Annotated in this window: 20 protein-coding genes and 1 pseudogene; 19 read left to right on the top strand and 2 right to left on the bottom strand. The window is 27.0% G+C overall.

All coding sequences use genetic code 11. The features are described from left to right. Positions 1-7 precede the first annotated feature (7 nt). From NST87_RS09830 to NST87_RS09760, 15 genes and pseudogenes are all read left to right on the top strand, one after another. On the top strand, positions 8-616 hold the full coding sequence (locus NST87_RS09830) for a hypothetical protein (protein ID WP_070862391.1): 609 nt from the start codon (positions 8-10) through the stop codon (positions 614-616). Positions 617-680: 64 nt separating this feature from the next. Then, positions 681-1,127 (top strand): spore coat protein, encoded by a 447-nt coding sequence (locus NST87_RS09825; RefSeq protein WP_070862390.1) that lies wholly within the window; start codon positions 681-683, stop codon positions 1,125-1,127. 21 nt (positions 1,128-1,148) lie between these two features. Beyond that, complete coding sequence (locus NST87_RS09820; RefSeq protein ID WP_070862389.1) at positions 1,149-1,487, top strand: sigma-70 family RNA polymerase sigma factor; 339 nt, start codon at positions 1,149-1,151, stop codon at positions 1,485-1,487. Positions 1,488-1,560: 73 nt separating this feature from the next. After that, positions 1,561-2,089: pseudogene (locus tag NST87_RS13830) on the top strand (DUF3102 domain-containing protein). 25 nt (positions 2,090-2,114) lie between these two features. Continuing rightward, positions 2,115-2,651: a pathogenicity island protein gene (locus tag NST87_RS09810; protein WP_325996940.1), complete on the top strand. Its 537-nt coding sequence runs from the start codon at positions 2,115-2,117 to the stop codon at positions 2,649-2,651. Further along, positions 2,648-2,974, top strand: coding sequence for a hypothetical protein (locus NST87_RS09805; protein ID WP_340721650.1), 327 nt, complete (start codon positions 2,648-2,650; stop codon positions 2,972-2,974). The genes NST87_RS09810 and NST87_RS09805 overlap by 4 nt, the downstream gene beginning before the upstream one ends. After that, the gene (locus tag NST87_RS09800) at positions 2,971-3,258 is read left to right on the top strand and encodes a sigma-70 family RNA polymerase sigma factor (RefSeq protein WP_340721649.1); all 288 of its coding nucleotides are present in this window, start codon (positions 2,971-2,973) and stop codon (positions 3,256-3,258) included. Before NST87_RS09805 ends, NST87_RS09800 begins: the two co-directional genes overlap by 4 nt. Before the next feature lie 150 nt (positions 3,259-3,408). Beyond that, the gene (locus NST87_RS09795; protein WP_340721647.1) at positions 3,409-3,756 is read left to right on the top strand and encodes a hypothetical protein; all 348 of its coding nucleotides are present in this window, start codon (positions 3,409-3,411) and stop codon (positions 3,754-3,756) included. Positions 3,757-3,932: 176 nt separating this feature from the next. Next, positions 3,933-4,256, top strand: a complete 324-nt coding sequence (locus tag NST87_RS09790) for a hypothetical protein (RefSeq protein WP_340721646.1) — start codon at positions 3,933-3,935, stop codon at positions 4,254-4,256. A gap of 1 nt (position 4,257) precedes the next feature. Next, on the top strand, positions 4,258-4,980 hold the full coding sequence (locus tag NST87_RS09785) for an ImmA/IrrE family metallo-endopeptidase (protein ID WP_340721645.1): 723 nt from the start codon (positions 4,258-4,260) through the stop codon (positions 4,978-4,980). Next, complete coding sequence (locus NST87_RS09780; protein ID WP_340721643.1) at positions 4,970-5,593, top strand: hypothetical protein; 624 nt, start codon at positions 4,970-4,972, stop codon at positions 5,591-5,593. The genes NST87_RS09785 and NST87_RS09780 overlap by 11 nt, the downstream gene beginning before the upstream one ends. A gap of 306 nt (positions 5,594-5,899) precedes the next feature. Beyond that, positions 5,900-6,532 (top strand): hypothetical protein, encoded by a 633-nt coding sequence (locus NST87_RS09775; RefSeq protein ID WP_340721641.1) that lies wholly within the window; start codon positions 5,900-5,902, stop codon positions 6,530-6,532. A 522-nt stretch (positions 6,533-7,054) separates the two neighbouring features. After that, positions 7,055-7,873, top strand: a complete 819-nt coding sequence (locus NST87_RS09770; RefSeq protein WP_340721640.1) for a hypothetical protein — start codon at positions 7,055-7,057, stop codon at positions 7,871-7,873. 728 nt (positions 7,874-8,601) lie between these two features. Continuing rightward, a complete protein-coding gene (locus NST87_RS09765; RefSeq protein ID WP_040030189.1) occupies positions 8,602-8,895 on the top strand; it encodes an antibiotic biosynthesis monooxygenase family protein in 294 nt (97 codons plus the stop codon). Positions 8,896-9,130: 235 nt separating this feature from the next. Then, positions 9,131-9,337 carry a hypothetical protein gene (locus tag NST87_RS09760; RefSeq protein WP_103211451.1) on the top strand — a complete coding sequence of 69 codons (207 nt, stop codon included), beginning with the start codon at positions 9,131-9,133 and terminating at the stop codon, positions 9,335-9,337. A gap of 553 nt (positions 9,338-9,890) precedes the next feature. Here NST87_RS09760 and NST87_RS09755 read toward each other — a convergent pair. Next, entirely contained in the window at positions 9,891-10,535 is a 645-nt protein-coding gene (locus tag NST87_RS09755; protein WP_340721639.1) for a hypothetical protein, read from the bottom strand. A 276-nt stretch (positions 10,536-10,811) separates the two neighbouring features. Here NST87_RS09755 and NST87_RS09750 point away from each other — a divergent pair, with 276 nt between their 5' ends. The 3 genes from NST87_RS09750 to NST87_RS09740 are packed head-to-tail and all read left to right on the top strand — an operon-like array spanning position 10,812 to position 12,056. After that, on the top strand, positions 10,812-11,150 hold the full coding sequence (locus NST87_RS09750) for a GNAT family N-acetyltransferase (RefSeq protein ID WP_159081967.1): 339 nt from the start codon (positions 10,812-10,814) through the stop codon (positions 11,148-11,150). A 24-nt stretch (positions 11,151-11,174) separates the two neighbouring features. Beyond that, the gene (gene fosB, locus NST87_RS09745; protein WP_019469435.1) at positions 11,175-11,594 is read left to right on the top strand and encodes a FosB/FosD family fosfomycin resistance bacillithiol transferase; all 420 of its coding nucleotides are present in this window, start codon (positions 11,175-11,177) and stop codon (positions 11,592-11,594) included. 12 nt (positions 11,595-11,606) lie between these two features. Further along, positions 11,607-12,056 (top strand): GNAT family N-acetyltransferase, encoded by a 450-nt coding sequence (locus NST87_RS09740; protein ID WP_019469434.1) that lies wholly within the window; start codon positions 11,607-11,609, stop codon positions 12,054-12,056. Positions 12,057-12,438: 382 nt separating this feature from the next. Here NST87_RS09740 and NST87_RS09735 read toward each other — a convergent pair whose 3' ends face one another. Beyond that, positions 12,439-12,990: an Ltp family lipoprotein gene (locus NST87_RS09735; RefSeq protein WP_340721636.1), complete on the bottom strand. Its 552-nt coding sequence runs from the start codon at positions 12,988-12,990 to the stop codon at positions 12,439-12,441. A gap of 753 nt (positions 12,991-13,743) precedes the next feature. Between NST87_RS09735 and NST87_RS09730 the strand changes: the two genes are divergently transcribed. Beyond that, positions 13,744-13,962 carry a hypothetical protein gene (locus tag NST87_RS09730; RefSeq protein WP_019467891.1) on the top strand — a complete coding sequence of 73 codons (219 nt, stop codon included), beginning with the start codon at positions 13,744-13,746 and terminating at the stop codon, positions 13,960-13,962. The last annotated feature ends 110 nt before the right edge of the window (positions 13,963-14,072 follow it).

Here is a 14,072-nt window from a genome sequence, read left to right as displayed (position 1 = left end):
GATATAAATGGCAATTAAAACTAATAAAAGACCAACTATAAAAGAAATATTTCCAACGCATATCACTGTTATACAAGACATGGTGAGTCAAAGTAAACGAATCAATAATGAAACTTCATATCAAGATAAAATTAACAGTTTGTATAACAAATTGGAAGAAGGTAACTTAAGTACACAAGAATATGAATTGACTTTAAATGAGATAGATAATTTAAGACGTGAGAAAGCTACTAATCCTAATGTGAATGGACAAATTGTAATTAATTTACCGAATAATGTTAAATCACTAGATCAATTACAGAAAGTAACTAATAGTGAGACAGAAAAGGCTAATAAAGTTGTCAAAACGGTTGAGAATGAAAATGATAGTTTAAAACAACAAATTAATGAGCTCAAAGAAAAAATTGAACTTAATCAGGCGTATATTGGTGAAATTACAAATCAGCAATCTATAAATGATGTAGCTAAACCAATCATAGAAGGAAAGTCTAAGTATTATGATTCGAAACAATTCTATAGTGATTTTATGTGGCAAAAAGCTACTGGTTTATTGCAGAAAAAAACATTAGGTAAAAAGATGATTAATTACCCAAATTTAGCACCAAGCAAAAAATAGTATTTAAAGGCGTTGACTTTATTGTCAACGTCTTCAATCTATTTTAAAATCAGGGAGGCTGACCATGATATTAAAACAAAATAAATCAACATTGTATTATATAGAAGAACAAAAAATTTCAGAGTATGAACTGTTACTAAAATACAATCCACTTATTATAAACCGTAAAATTAGATCTATAGAGATGCAAATTGAAGAAAGCTATTATTTAAATGTATCACATATGACTTGCGATGAAGTGAGTGGTGTTATTACGGTTTCATATCCTTTAGAAAAATTAGTTGTTTGGATTATTCAACAAAGAGAAGATTTACAACGGTTTAAAAATAAAAGTTTTAAACGTATGAATCAACTGAAACAGATTATTAGTGAGTATACAAAACAAGAGCAAAAAGAAGTCATGGATTATATGCGCTCTCATGGACGAATAAAGGCATATGAGACGATTGATAAATTACAAAAAGATTTATATCATTCAACTCATTTGAGTAGAGTTAGCAAGCAATCGTAGTATAAGGAATGTGATAATGACATGTATTATGACAAAACGACATTAAAGCAATTTATACTTAACTACCATACCGTAGAAAAAAATGATGTTTTAAATAATGAATATAATGATGATGTGGATGATTTCTTTGAAATTAATCATCAAGAAGAAACAAATCTTTTCGATAACCATAATATAGAAGAAGTTATCTTTTATAATGAACTAGAAGATATTGTCGAGCGAGTCGGGACAGACAAAGAGTATTTTATATTTATATTATTAGCAGAAGGGTATTCATACAAAGAAATTGGTAATGTATTTAATGTTACTGCAGGTAGAATAGGGCAAATGTTTAATAATTTATTGGAAAAGCTATCTTAAGAGGTAGCTTTTATTAATTTAAGGTGATTAGTCAATACATATAAGACATTATACACGAAAGGAGCATAAACTATTGAACGAATTACAACTTAGTAATGACTTAACCACAATAGAAACAGAAATCAAAAGCTATGAAAATATTGCAGGCCAGTCGATTTTCGAGATTGGGCGGAGATTGAAACACGCGAAAGAGAATGACCTGGTACATGGTGAGTTTGGTAAGTGGTTAGAAAACTTAAATTTAGATTGGAATACTGCCAACAGATTTATGAAAGTTTCGTCAGAGTTACCAAATTCTGATACGTACCACAATTTAAGTTCGAACGCTTTATATATTATCACTACTCTTCCTGAACCAAAACGCACCAAAGAACACACAACATCAAGTGGAGAAACAAAAACACCTGATGAAATGACAGTCAGAGAATTGCGAGAGTTAAAGAAACAACTCAAACAACGTGACGCATTATCACAGTTAAATAGTATTGACCACTAAGTTAGGTTTAACAGCGGTATCGAGATTAAAAATATTAGAGCCTAAGCAAGATGAAAAAAGTGATAAGTCAGTATATGAAATGTTTGGCATTGATGATAATGATTAATTTATAAAATTCTAGGAGGACTACTATGATATTAAAACGTTGTAAATCAGTTTTGTGGTATTACGAAGAAAAGAAAATTACTGAATATGAATTGTTAACGCATTATAATCCACAGTTCATTAATAGTAAGATACGTGCAATACAGGAACAAATCGATGCAATGTATCATTTAAATGTCAGTCATACAGTGTGTGATGATGTGATGGGTGTAATTTCAGTTTCCTATCCATTAGAGAAATTAGTTTTGTGGATTATAGACCAAAAAGAAGAATTGAATCGTTTTAAAAATAGTAGTACTAAGAAGTTAAATTTATTAAAGAAAATCATCCATAATTATACACCAAAAGAGCAGCAAGAAGTGATGAGATACTTTAAATCTAATGGCAGTAACAAGCCATTAAAGACGATTGATAAGTTACAAGAAGATTTATATAAAGTACATCATTATGAGCGTATTAAGCGTAATAAGCAGCAAGAAAAAGAGAGTGAAGTCATTTATCAAAACTTTGTAGTAGAAGTTAAAAAAACATTAAATAATGAACGTGAGGAGTTGGTTGTGTGATTGGAAGTTTAAACGATGTGGATTATCCAATATTAGAACGTTACATGCGCAATTATCATATTATGGTTGATACTTATAAGAATAAATCTAATGACTTAGATGAACTTCAATATATGAACCTAGAATCGATTGTAAAAGGCGTTACTCAAGTTTATAACGATAGTGATGTAAAAGTGCAGCAGATTATTAAACTCACATGGTGGGATGATAAAAAGTACACAGATGAAGTTATAGCTGATGTGATAGGCGTTAGTCAGTTAACGTTAAGGCAAGCGAGAGAAGTTATATTAAAACGTGTTGCAAAGGCAGTTGATTATGTATGAGTTATGATAAAGCAACAGTGAAAGAATTTATATTGAACTATCACAAAACAATAAATAATAGTGATGCATATAATGAAGATATTGATATAGATAATAATGTTGAAGAAAGTATATTTTATAATGAATTAGAAGCTGTTATAGAAAGAGTAGCGACTGAAAAAGAACATAATTTATTTTTAATAATATGTAATGGTGTAAGCTTTGAAAAGGCTGGAAATATATTTGGTGTCAAAGAAGCAAGAGCTAAGCAAATGTTGAATAGATTGTTGGATAAGTTGGAATGAAAAGATAGAAAATTCTAGTACAAACTTATTGACCTAGAAAAATGAAAAGAGGTTATACTATGAATTATCAGATATTATTAAATATAATTGCCACAGGGATACCAGGTTTTTTTATCCTATTGGCTATTAAGTCAATTTAGATTGGTAGAGTTGTCTGAACAAAATAAAGATGAAAAAGTGGTGCCATTAGGTTCATTATCTGTATTAAATATAATATTTTCAATATTAATACTAAATTTTTTAGATATTAATCTTACAGTTTATTCTAATACCAACATTTTAAAGATTATGGCAATAACAATAATAGTAGTAATTATACTTTCAATTATTATTTATCCAACTTTAATAATTTTAACAAAAAAAGGTATTAATTTTGTTAGATTATTATTCGATTTACCGTTTGATAGAAATAGTAAGGTTTTTGACAATATAATATCTGAGAGACCTAAGAACAAAAAATATAGTCAAATGTATTTAAATGCGTTATATTATTTATAAGGAGTTGCGTAAATGAAACACATCTTAGTGTATACACATAAAGTTTTATGCTGTTATTGTGTATGAAGCAATATAAAACAGATTACACAGGGACAGCGTCTAAACGCTGTTATTTTTGTGTGAAACTGGTTTTATACAGTAAGACTGATGTTTGTTCTAATTTGGAGGGGAATTATATGGTCAAGGAATTAAAAGTAAATAAATATAGCCAACTAGAAATCCGTAACCTATTAAAGAATACTAATCTTAGCAATTTATCACAAGAAGAATTAGCTATTGTTGATGGATATATACAAAAGCCAATTTTAACTTATAAAAATATGTCGCCTATTTCAAGAATATTAAATATCGATCTAGATGAGTTATTAGGCAAAAAAACTATTTCTACTAAAGTTTTGAATTTTAGAAATAAAAATAGCGAAGTAAAAGAAGAAAAATTGGCTACTATTTTAGAATTTATGGTAGTAGCAAATAACCAAATTGAATTGTGCGAGGGATAAAATGGATAGAACGGAAGTTGTTAATAAAGCACTCGATTTTAGAAGAAATGTTTTAAAATTAGATGACTTTGAACCAATAGAAAATTCTTATCAGCTTGCCGAAAAGGCAGGCTATTTTATTGTAGCATTGCCACTTTCTAAGGAGTTTGCAATGAAAGAAGAAAGAGGGTTTTACTTAAAAATAGGTAGTTCTAACTTCATTTTCATAAATACTTCATGTTATTTAAGCACTCAAAATTTTACTGTTTGGCATGAAATTTATCACAGTTTATTTCCTATAGATATATCAAATTCAACCAAAAATGAAGTGGATCAAGATGAAAATAATGCAGAAATATTTGCATCTTCTATATTATTACCTCCTAAAGCTATGGAAATGAATTTAAGTGAATGTATCAAATCTGATAAATTATTTAATAATCAAATATTAGATTTAGCGACAAAATATAATCTTCATTATAAGGCAGTAATAACTCATATTTTTAAATTATATCCACAATTTAAGGATAGAGGATATTTATATGCAAAAGAAAATGAAGGTGTTATGAAGTTAGATTTTAATAGCAAAAAGAAATATGATGAATTATCCCAAACAAACCAAAAATATATTACAAAATCAATTTTTGATGCTATAGAAAAAAATTATAAAGACAAACTATTAGACAATGAAGAATTAAAAAAAATAAATAAGTTAATTGAGGAGGTTATCTCAATTGACAAATAGCAAAGGTTTTTTTGATACTAATATATTTGTTGGGATAAGTCTATTAAATAAAGTAACTTCATTTTTTGAAAAATTTGTAAGTGTGAAAATTGCTGAACAAGTCTGTGATGAATTTGAAAAATGGAATATAGACGATTTCTCATATAAATATATTTATACAGATACTATAAATAAAATTGCTTCTAGAGAAATAGAAGTAGTAAAGCTCAATACATTTAGCGAAGATGAAAGAAAATATATTAGCTATAAGACTGATGAAATAAAAAATGGTGTTATTAACAATAATGATCTAGGAGAAATACATAGTATTTTAATGGCTGATATTCATGAAGCTCCTTATTTTTGTACAAATGATAATAATTTTATTAGAAAGAACAAAGAAAAGCATTTTCCGAATTTAGAAACGAGAGACTTAAAATATGTTTTAGAAATAATTCATAAAGATGCAAGTGAAGAAAGCATTAATGATTTATTAGAAGAAGAAAGAAAAGAAAATAAGAAAATGATGAATGAACTAGAAAATATTTCTTTTGAAGAAAAACACAAGTTAAACAATGGGTTTGATGATGTTCAGCTAAAAGTATTGAATGGTTTTAAAAATACACTATCTTGATAAAGATAATATTAAATACTATTTTGTGGATTTGTTTCTATATCTGAAAACGTACGAGCAAGTTAAATATATCGTTTTAAATGTCACTTAAAAGTGTGTTTTTACGTTGAGAAACACCTTGTGTTGCAGTGAGAAATAATTTTGTATAACCTACTATAAGTCAAGAAATTAATAAATACTAACACTTGAGAATAATTTTTCAATACTAACGAATTATATTAACTTTTTTTTATTTTTCGATAACATTATCAATATATTAATCATTATATGTTTAGTAGGTAAAAATATTGATAGGGAGTAGAGCTAATGGATCCTTTTTTTATGTTTTTATTGGATTGGGGAAGTCGCATATTACTATTGATGTTAATTATAAGTTTGGTTATTTTTCTAATATTTAAAAAGAAGGGGCTAAATATAGATTTTAAAATAATCTACTTATTCAAAAAAGTTCTCTTAAACAAACAAAGTTACGTAGTTCTATTAGTAGCATTAACATTATTTATAATAACTATAACAATATCCAAATATGTTTTTGAAGTGTTTGATTTTTTAAAACTAGATTTTATCAGGGGGTTTATTTTATTAATTTTTGCTAACACTTTAATAGAGCTAATATTGTATTATTGGATTATTTTTATTTTTGTTAAATTATTGAATATAACTTCAAAAGTTGAATTTCAAGAAAATAATAGTAAACCAGTAATTAAGATAATTAATACTGATAAAGAATACTCATTATTGACGATTACGGAATATTTAAAAACTGTTTATGAAAGTATTAATATAATGCTAGTATTTTTAGCAGTTGGTTTGAATATCTCGTTGATAAATAATCCGCAACTATTAAATGCTTATCACCTTTCATATGGGTTAGGAACTATAATTCCTTTAGCCTGTATTAAGTTACATGAATTAAATTTAAAGAAAATTGCAGACTAATGAAGTGCCACAAATTCATCTTATTTTTTTCAATTTTAACATTTTGCACCTCACAAAATACTTTTAATTATGACATTACCATACTTAGATTTTTTAATTAATATTTTGCCTAACTGTTGCATTTTAATGCTTTATTGTGAAGTTTTTTATTATCATATTATTAAGCTCTTATCTATTATAGATAAATTCTAATTATAAATACTGCAATAAACGAACATCTATACGTAAATACATTTCTCGATGCAGCACAGAGGGAATATCAGCGTTGGAATTTTGAAAATTTTGATTAATTCTTGAAGGATGTGTAATAAATTGTTAGGGAATAGGCTTCACCAGTAGACCAAGCACTAAAATAACAACTGTATTTATAATTTTACTTTTACTATATCTTAAATGTAAGAAATAGTTTTTACCCAATTATGACTAATAAGAAAAATTCAATTGTAATTAAATATGCTAAAATATAGTTATTAAAGAAAAACTAGTATTTATTATTAGTTAATAAATAGGAGAGTATAATAAATGAAAGACAAAGAAAGTAATCAGAATTATAATACGCCAATTTTACTTTTGATAGGAGTTGTTATTGCAGTATTAATAGTTTGTTACCTCGTTATTGATGCACTAATAGGTTTTAAAAACATTAAAGAGGTAATACCAATTATTATTAGTATATTTGGCTTATTTGCTACATTTGGTGGTGCTTATCTAGGTGCTAAAATATCAGGGGATAATGCTAGGAAGTTGTATGAATTTCAAAGAGATGAAACAGAAAATAAGATAATTAATAAAATCGAATTTAATATTAATAAAAAAATGATGAAAGTCATAAAACATTCTAACAATGTAAAAGAGTCAAAATTATTATTATATGTAGCACCGGAAGATAATAGAAATTATGATAAAATAATGAATACTGTAAAAATGGAATTTTTGGAGCTAATCGATGGTTACGCCTTTCCTATTATAGAATTGTTAAAAGAAAAGGAAATATATGAAAACTCTCCTCAATTATATCAAAGTTTATTAAAAATGTTTAATGAGTGTAATCGAATGAATTATCATATAAATCAAGTTGATGTAAAAGACAAAACAGGAAGGTTGCCAGAGGACTTTAGAAATTTGAGTGAAGAGGAAAGAGATTATTTATTAAATAAGGTGCATGAATATAGAAAGAAAGTTAGGAAAGATATTCTAATTAACTTTGTAGAATTTGGGTTTATAGAATCTATTTTAAATGATTGTACTACTGAGGTTTTAAGTAATATATCTGAAGAAAATAAACTTGTTGATTCTATCGATTTAAATCATCAAGTTGCTATGAGGTATACTATAGATTAATAACAATTAAATTTTATTAACCTTTTTAATCAGTTTAAGTAAAAAAGCATAATTCTGAAACAAAGAGCGTGAATATTAATTATATCAAACCTATTCTTTGCCCCAAATTACTTTGGTTTTTTCAATTTTAACATTTTACACACAACTAATTAGACAATGTAAACGTTGATTTGACAATACCTATAGCGATTTTCAAATGTATAGATAAACGCTTTAATGAACTCCCGCCGTCTCCACTATAAGAGCTCTCAACCACAACGGTTGAGGGCTTTTTTCATGTATAAAAATTTTGAAATTTATTGAGAGTTATACTAGAAAGATACGTGCGTAATTACCATAGTATGGTAGATATTTATAAGAATAAATCACATGAGATGAACTTCAATATATGAACCTAGAATCGATTGTAAAGGGCATTACAGAGGTATATAACAATAGCCAAGTAAAATAGTACAAAAGATTATTAAATTGTCATGGTGGGACGTTTAATTGAAGTATCAGATAAGAAAGTGAAACAAGTATTTGATAGGGTGTTGGATAAAATAGTGGAAGGGTAAGCACTAATGTGTTTGCCCTATTTTTTATGTTATCATTTAAATAAATTATTCCGAGGCCCAATGTCAATAAAGCAATTGGAATAAGGCAAAATAGATTAATGATATAAAAGTGGTTAATATAAAAGAAAATTGTATTATTTTTTTAAAATATATTTTAAAGGGGATTTTGCATTGGTACTTGAAGGAGCGATGTTACAAGTTAAAAAGAATATGGAAAATGAATTTGAGGAATCTTTTAGAGAATCCTCTAGTATTATTAGTTCGATGAAAGGTTATATAAATCATTCGTTAAATAAGTGTTTTGAAGAAGAAGGTAAGTATTTGTTATTGGTTGAGTGGGAAACATTAGAAGATCATACAATAGGTTTTCGTGAGTCTGAAGAATATACAAAGTGGAAGACTTTATTGCATTGTTATTATGAACCTTTTCCAGTAGTTGAACATTTTTACAAAATAGAAATTTAAGTGATTTAATTAGGTCACTTGAATAACAATTGTGATATAAAAGTACAACAGATTATTCAATTATCATGGTGGGACGTATATTTGAAGTATCAGATAAGAGAGTACGACAAGTTTTTGATAGGGTATTGGATTGATTATCGATGGTAAGCACTTATGTGCTTGCTTTATTTTTTGTGTTAAAATAAAATTGTTTCGTGCTCAACGTCAATAAAGCAATTATATTGAAATTTAAAGAATGGGTGATTTTTTGAAGATTAATCCTGAATTGGACACAAATTTTTTTATATCTATTTGGTTAAATATTTTATTTTTATTTGGTCTTATTTTTATTACAAAATTAGAAAATTTGTTTGTATTAATACCTTATGTTCTTGTAATGGGTGTAAATTCAATATACTTAGTTATTAAAGCAATGAAAATTAGAAATAATCGCAGTTTATAAATGTTTTGTATAGTGGATTGAATATTTTTGTCTTTCTATTAAGCCACCCACGCATGTCAATGGGTGGCTATTTTTTATTTACATATTATAACAAGTGTCCCGTTAATATTTATTGAGGTAATACTATGTTTACAGTTAGATATAAAAGTGAGGCTTGCTGTCGTAAAATAACACGTGAATATCTTAATCCACGCATATCACAAGTCAGCTATTCAAAAATACGCCTTAACACTATGAGAGATTAGAGCATTATGTTGAAGACCAAAACAAAGTAGATAAACTTTCACTAAGCAATGATAAATTGAATGATTTAAACGATATATTAATATAAAAATATATATTACGAATCCATAATTGAGTTGCATTATTTTGAAATTGTCTATATTAATACTAAAAAGGTTACATATATAGGTAGACACATACACGTAGATACTAATTTTATATGAAGAAACTGTTAAATTTAAAAGATATTGTTGAGATAAAATAAGCCCACCTAAATGAATAGGTGGGTTGTTTTAAAAATATATAACTTACAGCAGGAAAGCCTTATAAATTATTGACTATATTTATTTTGGTAATATTTTAATGCTGCAAGTTTTTGTTCTGCGTCTTCAACTTCATATTGATTATTTTCAATTGCATACATAGTTTGCTTTTCACCAGATGAAAGCCCATCTCCAGTATTATTTCGCCATTCTTGGTCAGGCATGTTCATATATGGATTGTTTGGGTCATAACCGTTAGCTTGTTGATTATTTTGTTGTACTTGTTGGTTTTGTTTCGTATTTGCATTAGCTTGTTGTTGCTGGTTAGCAGTTGTTTGTTGCTGGTTAGCAGTTGTTTGTTGCTGGTTAGCAGTTGTTTGTTGTTGGTTAGTATTAGCTGATTGATTCTCTTTGTCTGAATTAGCTTGTTGTGTATTGCTAGTAGTTTGATTTTGATTATCTACGTTAGCTTGTTGGCCATCACTATTTTGTGATTGACTGTCACTGTTAGTAGTTTGATTATCGCTATCAGAGTTATCTTCTTTATCTGTTTTCTTATCCTTAGATGCATTTTTATCATCATTTGATTTTTTCTTATCATCTTTTGATGATGTTTTTGTTTCTTTTGTATCTTCTGATTTACTTTCTTCTTTATTCCCACATGCTGCTAAAACTAAGAAACTTGCTAATAATAAAAATAAGACTTTTTTCATTTAATACTCTCCTTTAAAAAATAAATTATTAACTTAATTGTACTATACTTAAAAAATAAAGGTGATAACAAAAAGTTATGGTTAAACCTATTAATTATGAATATACTTATATTACATTTTGATAAAAAGATTACGTAGCAGTATCTATTAAATGTAGAGATTATTTTTGTGTTTATTTATGTTAGAATATTCTGTGAATTATAAAAAGGATGTGCATTTATCATTGAATTTAAATTAGTAGAATTTCATTTACGTTATTGGGAACAAATTAATGAATTGAATAAACTTGAGGGATGGCAAGAGCTTGTTGAAAGTAAGGATAACTACAAGAAATCTTTAGAAAATTCCATAACAATAGTTGCCGTTGATAAATGTGATAATGTTATTGGTTTTATTAGAGGTCTAACAGATGGTTATACCACTTTGTTTATTTGTGAATTACTCATAATGGAAGAAAAAAGAGGTATGGGTATAGGTAATTCTTTGATAACTCATTTACATAAACAGTATCCAAATACAAGAATAGATTTATTAGCAACAGACCGTTCAGCAAAATTTTACGAAAAACAAGATTTTAGAATTTTTCATGGCTATCGAAAAAATTTTATTAACTAAATTTCAAGTATAAGGTGGTACTTTATGATTCAATCTATAAATCACGTTACCTATTCAGTATCAGATATTAAGCAATCTATTGTTTTCTATAAAGATATTTTAAAAGCTAATATTCTAGTAGAAAGTGATAAAACTGCATATTTCGCATTAGGTGGTCTGTGGTTAGCACTTAATGAAGAAAAGGATATACCTAGAAATGAAATTCAATACTCATATACGCATATTGCTTTTACAATTGATGAAAATACATTTGATGAATGGTATCAGTGGTTAAAAGATAACAATGTGAATATATTAGAAGGACGTAATAGAGACATAAGAGATAAAAAATCAATATATTTCACTGATCCAGACGGGCATAAATTAGAATTACATACAGGCACGTTACAAGATAGGTTAGATTATTATAAAGAAGAAAAGCCACATATGAAATTTTATATATAAGTAGGTTATATTATGACAATAGAAATAAGGTTATTTGAAGAACAAGATTTAATCAAAATAAAAGAATTGTTGGTTTTATATGAAGATTTAGGTTATCCAACAATAACAGAGGATTTAGTTAATCGTTTGAAAAAGATATACAGTCATGAAGATTATTATTTGTTACTATTAATAAAAGATGATGTGATAATCGGGTTGAGTGGTATGTGCAAAATGATGTTCTATGAAAAGAATGGTGAGTATATGCGTTTACTAGCATTTGTTATAAATTCTAATTATAGAGAAAAAGGTTATGGAACACTTTTAGTAAAAGAGTCAGAAATTTTAGCAACTCAATTAGGATGTGAAGCAATTACTTTAAATAGTGGTAATAGAGAAGAAAGAGGTAATGCTCATAGTTTTTATAAAAATAATGGTTTTGAGAATAAATCATCTGGTTTTTCTAAAAGTCTAAATTGTTAAAACTAGACCTGATATGGAAAAAGACTGTAAAGAAAAAATAACCTTCACGTTTTTGAAGTATTTTTGGAATTATCCTAAATATCGAAAACTATTTTTATTGGATAGGTTTAGAAAAGTAGAAATGGATAAAGATATATTTGTTTTGAATAGCATAAAAGGACTAAATAGTTTTAAATTAAAAATAAGGCATATGAAGAAGCTGAATTAGTTGAATGGATATTATGAAAACAAAATAACTCACCTAAATAAATAGGTGAGTTATTTTACGTGACATTTTAGTAACCTTAAAGATAAAAAGTAATAAAAATTTTGAATTAAGTTATATAGAATTTCTCCATATAAAAAGATAAAAATATATAGGGCAGTGTTAACTGCCCGAAAATTAATCTTCTAAATGATCTACAGCAAATTGTGCCTGCTCTTCTGTAAATTTATCACCTGCATCAGATATTAGTTGGTCATAAATTGCATCTTTAGACATACTTTGGTCATCTTGATATGATTTTGCTGATTCTAATGCATTTTTCTTGTAGTCTACTTTCAAATGATCAACTGCATATTGAGCATCTTCTTCTGAAAATTGATCTCCAGCGTCAGATGTTAGTTGTTCGTAAATTCCATCTTTAGACATGTGCATTGTATCTGCATACGTTTTAGCTGAGTTTAATGCTGCTTTTTGTCCTTTAGATGCATTGTCATCTTTTTCAACTTCAGAATTTCCATTATTCAATTCTTTATCAACTTCATTAACCATAGTTGCAGAACACGCAGCAAAGATAATGCCCATAATAATTATAAATGCTAGACAACCACCGCAGCCCCAAAACCATTTTTTCTTCTTCTTTTTCTTTTCGAGTTCTTTATACTCTTCGAACTGTTGTTTTTGCCTTTCTAATAATTCCTCATTTGTTAATTCTTTTGCTTCCTTTGACATAAGTGAATCCTCCTAAAATTATAATATATATGAACAACAAAAGTCGTTATTCTAAATTATGATATTCAAACACACGTAAGTGCGAAAAATGAATTAAATAACCATTATGTAGTGTTCTAAATAATTCTTAAGTTATCGTAAAAAACTTTGGTGATACAATTTTTAAATTGATTTTAAAATAAATTATTATCTTAATTGTACTATACCTAAAAAATAAAAGTGATAACAAAAAGTTATGATGATTATTATTTTTTGTGAAAATACTTATAGTTATATGTAAATCAAATATGATTATTGTAGATCAAACGAATAACTATATGTTTATACATTTTTGATACAACACAGACGAATGTTAGGAACATAATTAACGTTATTTGATATATTAAAAGAAAGTAATTCAGCGCGTGTTGTTACTGTAAGTTCATCATCATATAGGATGTCAGTTAGAGATCACCTTTAAATGATATTGAACTTGAACATAACTACTCAATGGCAAAGGCTTACGCTTACTCTAAGCTTAATATCATTTTGGAATTATTGGATGAATGTAACGGAAAAATTTAGAAGTTAAAAACATATACATACTAAAATACGACAGAAAAAATCGATTTTTTAAATAACACATAAGGAGCATTAATGGCCGGAAAAATTTAGAATTTTATTCACGGAGAACATTATATAAAGTATCTAATTTGCAATGCTAAGTAATTAGTTGGATAATTAATTTATAATACTTACACAGGGTGAATATAGATGGACGAAATTTTTGTTTTTAAAATAAAAACGAACGATGGAAATATGTTTCGTGAATATGTAGAAAATATTTGGCAAATTAGTGAAGCAGTGGCATTAAAAAGGTTTGAAAAAGCGATTAAAAAGCATGAATACTTTTACTTAAAAGATAGTGGTAGATATATTAATGTGAATAATATTATTTCAATAGACGTAGAACTTTTGAACGATAACGTTTAATTTATATATAGTAGCATAGTTTATTAAATTATCGGTGTGAAATATAAGTATATTGATATCATGAATTGTTTTTTAAGATTTATACCTACAGTTAAACTATAGAATCAATA

The sequence above is a fragment of the Staphylococcus sp. FSL W8-0271 genome (assembly GCF_038006605.1).
Taxonomy (GTDB): Bacteria; Bacillota; Bacilli; order Staphylococcales; family Staphylococcaceae; genus Staphylococcus; species Staphylococcus cohnii.
This window is presented reverse-complemented; position numbering and strand designations above follow the sequence as displayed.

Bases quoted from the DNA above. Each gene is read 5' to 3' on its own strand.
- NST87_RS09830 (WP_070862391.1), top strand. From the start codon at position 8: ATGGCAATTAAAACTAATAAAAGACCAACTATAAAAGAAATATTTCCA.
- NST87_RS09825 (WP_070862390.1), top strand. From the start codon at position 681: ATGATATTAAAACAAAATAAATCAACATTGTATTATATAGAAGAACAA.
- NST87_RS09820 (WP_070862389.1), top strand. From the start codon at position 1,149: ATGTATTATGACAAAACGACATTAAAGCAATTTATACTTAACTACCAT.
- NST87_RS09810 (WP_325996940.1), top strand. From the start codon at position 2,115: ATGATATTAAAACGTTGTAAATCAGTTTTGTGGTATTACGAAGAAAAG.
- NST87_RS09800 (WP_340721649.1), top strand. From the start codon at position 2,971: ATGAGTTATGATAAAGCAACAGTGAAAGAATTTATATTGAACTATCAC.
- NST87_RS09790 (WP_340721646.1), top strand. From the start codon at position 3,933: ATGGTCAAGGAATTAAAAGTAAATAAATATAGCCAACTAGAAATCCGT.
- NST87_RS09785 (WP_340721645.1), top strand. From the start codon at position 4,258: ATGGATAGAACGGAAGTTGTTAATAAAGCACTCGATTTTAGAAGAAAT.
- NST87_RS09775 (WP_340721641.1), top strand. From the start codon at position 5,900: ATGGATCCTTTTTTTATGTTTTTATTGGATTGGGGAAGTCGCATATTA.
- NST87_RS09770 (WP_340721640.1), top strand. From the start codon at position 7,055: ATGAAAGACAAAGAAAGTAATCAGAATTATAATACGCCAATTTTACTT.
- NST87_RS09760 (WP_103211451.1), top strand. From the start codon at position 9,131: ATGGGTGATTTTTTGAAGATTAATCCTGAATTGGACACAAATTTTTTT.
- NST87_RS09755 (WP_340721639.1), bottom strand. From the start codon at position 10,535: ATGAAAAAAGTCTTATTTTTATTATTAGCAAGTTTCTTAGTTTTAGCA.
- fosB (WP_019469435.1), top strand. From the start codon at position 11,175: ATGATTCAATCTATAAATCACGTTACCTATTCAGTATCAGATATTAAG.
- NST87_RS09740 (WP_019469434.1), top strand. From the start codon at position 11,607: ATGACAATAGAAATAAGGTTATTTGAAGAACAAGATTTAATCAAAATA.
- NST87_RS09735 (WP_340721636.1), bottom strand. From the start codon at position 12,990: ATGTCAAAGGAAGCAAAAGAATTAACAAATGAGGAATTATTAGAAAGG.
- NST87_RS09730 (WP_019467891.1), top strand. From the start codon at position 13,744: ATGGACGAAATTTTTGTTTTTAAAATAAAAACGAACGATGGAAATATG.